At 53.9% G+C, this 3,480-nt stretch carries 2 protein-coding genes; both read right to left on the bottom strand.

Going from position 1 to position 3,480, the window contains the following annotated elements; translation table 11 throughout:
* Positions 1 to 782 precede the first annotated feature (782 nt).
* Complete coding sequence (gene istB / locus WC734_06535; GenBank protein MFA6198774.1) at positions 783 to 1,622, bottom strand: IS21-like element helper ATPase IstB; 840 nt, start codon at positions 1,620 to 1,622, stop codon at positions 783 to 785.
* Positions 1,619 to 3,202 (bottom strand): IS21 family transposase, encoded by a 1,584-nt coding sequence (gene istA, locus WC734_06530; GenBank protein ID MFA6198773.1) that lies wholly within the window; start codon positions 3,200 to 3,202, stop codon positions 1,619 to 1,621. Before istA ends, istB begins: the two co-directional genes overlap by 4 nt.
* Between the last annotated feature and the right edge of the window lie 278 nt (positions 3,203 to 3,480).

The following is a 3,480-nucleotide window of genomic DNA, read 5'->3' as shown; positions in this document are numbered from 1 at the left end:
CGCCTGGATTCATTACTGATACAGTTTGTGTTGGGATTTGTACGGATTACCGATTTGGCTGGTCAATTCTGATTAGCAGGGGGTGGTCAAATCTCGTTAGCGCTCAAGGAAGAGGTCTAAAGGCAGTTCGAAGGCAGGCATAAAACGGGTTTTCCCTATGAAGGACGAATCTAAAAAGTTAGTTTTTGGCCCCCGTTGGCCGCGCCAATTTACCACTAATTCCACAACCCCTGTTCGGGGTTGTTTTTTTTACCAAAAGTTAGTTTTTGCCCCCCCTTGTTCTGGCAATCAACACCCCCCAAAAGCGAACTTTTTAAAACAGGGATTTTTGCCTTTCCCCGACGATAAACACAAAATACTTAATGTTTGCAATGTAGCAAAATTTGGAAATTGGTTTTAGTTTTGCGACAGCCTCACGTCCCCTGACACTGACCGCGCAGGTGGGTTAAACAGGGGGAGGTCAACCGTGTAGGCGTTTCTTTTGCCAACTAATAATCTGTTGGTCTTCTGAATTTGCGGCGCGTCTAGGATTTTTTAATATCGTTTGCTTTATCATTGCTTTGTGTTTTAGGGAAATACTCTTACCTGCGGCATCACATTGTCGTGCTAATTTGAGAATTGTCTGAAAGTATCCCCCCCAGCCAATTCCCGGGCTGGATAACCCCCCTAGTGTTAGGTTCGGATAGACTTCCATCCCACGACTGTCACGTCCCAGGTAATGGAGGCCGCCTCAGTCCCATGTAACCGAGGCCGCTTTTCCGAATCGTTTTTATCTTAGCATTTTAGCCTTTCCGCCTTTGCAACTTCAGGGCATCTTTCTCAACCGCACGTTCGCCCCTTTCTCCGGCCACAGGTGTGTCTCGTTTTGGCGTGGGATCCAGCCTTAAGTCCGGTAAAACAATCCGGTCCTTCAGCCGATAACTCTTGCCCTCGAAGACCACTATCTTGGCGGCCTCAAACATCCGGTCTATTGCCGCGTTCGCTAGGACAGGGTCGGCAAAGACCTCTCCCCACTCCTCTATATCGCGGTTGGAAGTCAGGATCATCGCCGAATTTAATTTCCGCCTGTCCAGCAGGTCAAACACTTCTTCCGATACCTCTCTGCTCATTGATACCACACCCCAATCGTCTATTACCCATAACTGCGATGACAGGATGCGCCGGAATAAGCCGGCCAGGGTGTTACGGGCGCGCGCCAATTCTATTTCGGCTATCAGCTTCTTAACGCTCGTGCAGTAAACCCTCAAGCCCTCCTTTGCGGCCTTAAGCCCCAAACTCAGCGCTAAATGCGTCTTCCCGGTTCCGGTCTGCCCCAGGAATAACGCTATCCCGCGCCGTTTGATCAACTCAAGGTCCGACAGTTCATCTATCGCCGCCTTATCTATCTTGCGGTTAAATCCCCAATCAAAACCCTCTATGGTTTTTATCTCCGGGAATTCGGCGTTCTCTATGCGGCGCGTTACCGCGCGCTCCTTACGCGCATCCAGCTCCCGCTCAAGCAACTCCGCCACCCAGCCAAGGTCCACCGCCGACCCGTGGCTCGCCAGCACCTCTTCCACCTCCCGCGCCGCCGCCGACAAATGCAGCGACTTTAACTGCGTCTTTACCGTTTCTATGTTCATGCGTGTCCATCCTCCTTGTGCAGCCCTTCCATGGGCAGCAGATTTTTATATTCGGCTAATGACCGCGTATATTTATGACCGAGGGCCGGAACAGGGATGGCCGGCAACAATATTCCCTGCCCGGCCGCGTACCGCGCGTTTTCCACAAAGCGGACCACCACCCGATAACTCATGCTTTTAAGCTCCAGGGCGCGGCCGCAGGCAAGATCTACCTCGGCAGGCAGATACCGCTTATCCAGGCTCAGCACTCCCCATACCTTGCGCGTATCCACAAACCCCTGCCCTTGTTTTAAAACCTCCTCCACCCACAGCTTCACGTTAGGCCCGACCTTGCCAGCACGCTCAAGGTAAAATCCGCTGTCGCCGGTCGGCTGTTCCCACGGCTTTAGATAATGCCGCTTCGCTACTTTCATATTCTTCGGGTCGCGTAATCGATCGTAAACTTCAAGCAACTGAGACTCACGGTATATTGTCACCTGCCGGTGGTCGGCTATCATCGTGACCAGCTTCCCTTTCAACCCCGCACCCACTGCGTAATACCGACTATCAAATCGCACGTACCCGTCGCGCCGCACCAACCCTTCACCGTATTGCTCTATAGCGTATTCGACCGCCGGCAGTGCCTTCATGGCGGGCTTTTCTTCCGCCTCCCATACTTCCATAGGCCGCCGCCGCGTCGTGCCGTGCGGCTTGTCGTTGGCCAGCTCCACTTTGCCCCTCAAATACGCCTCCTCAGATTCTATACCGCCCCATTCATTGTTTCTCGCCTGCATCAGCCGACGCATATAGGGAACCTGCTTTTCCACGTGCCCTTTCATCTGCGGCTCGTACGGCGGCAGGCACTCCCAGAAAAAATCGTAATGCCCGGCGAACCGCTCAACCACAGGGTTCAGCAACGGCTCATAACGGCTGGCCGTCAGGGCTATGCATTTGGGATTGTCTATCGTAATCTTTCGCGGTACCCCGCCAAGTTCACGGAACATGCTTTCTATCGCCCGCAGGGTGGTTCCCGCATCCATCCGCCAAACCAACCGCACAAGCCGCCGCCGGGAATATCCCATGACACCGATAAACGCCCATACGATACGCTTCCTGCCTGTGAGAGGGTCCACGCCGTGACATAACTTGCCCCAATCCATTATCAGCGCCTCGCCAGGGTCATGGGCTATCTCGGGGATTACTCGGTTGTCTTTCTCCGCCCCCGCTATATCAGCGCGGGCAAGATACCGGTAGAAACTGGACCGGCTTACATCGCGCAGTTCTTCCGGCAGTTCTTCAAATACCGTCACGGGATCCCAGCCGGTTCCCAATCGCTCTTCTATCCAGCTGCGGATGGAATCAAGCTTCCGGTGCTCCGCCGACTGCCGGCCGACGCGTTTATCTGCATCGTCATGGAAGATGGCTTCCGGGTAGGCGGGCAATGGCGTGACCCCCGCGCCGCGGCCCTCCGCAGGCAGATACCCGCAGGCTTTTGCCTTCTCGCGCAGTCTTTTTATCCGGCCTTTTCCTACTTTAAGACCTGTTGTGATAGTGGTTACCGATGCGCCCTGCATTAGCAGTTCTACTATTTTCCTGTCCATTAACCGCCTCCTAGTTGTATGCGTCATCATCCTATTCTCCTTGGCTCGTTCTGGAGATAGTTTAACGCTTTACGACATGGGTCCGGTTACCTGGGAACAGGACCCATGTTTTTGGATTCGGTTTGGTGGGATTTGCCCCGGTTAAACCGGCCTCGGATTGCTGGGATTACACCCGGCAATTCCGGCCCCGGTTATCTGGGATTGGAACCTGCCAATGCGGCCTCGATTAGGTGGGATTTACTACCCGTTTTCCGGCCTCAGGTAGCTGGGACGGAACA

It is taken from the genome of Patescibacteria group bacterium, assembly GCA_041661625.1.
Lineage (GTDB): Bacteria > Patescibacteriota > Patescibacteriia > JAHIZJ01 > JAHIZJ01 > JBAZUB01.
The sequence above is the reverse complement of the archived record's forward strand: the minus strand, read 5'-3'. Positions and strand labels throughout refer to the sequence as shown.

What these genes read in the sequence shown, in the direction of transcription:
- istB (MFA6198774.1), bottom strand. Translation starts at nt 1,622, where the DNA reads ATGAACATAGAAACGGTAAAGACGCAGTTAAAGTCGCTGCATTTGTCG.
- istA (MFA6198773.1), bottom strand. Translation starts at nt 3,202, where the DNA reads ATGGACAGGAAAATAGTAGAACTGCTAATGCAGGGCGCATCGGTAACC.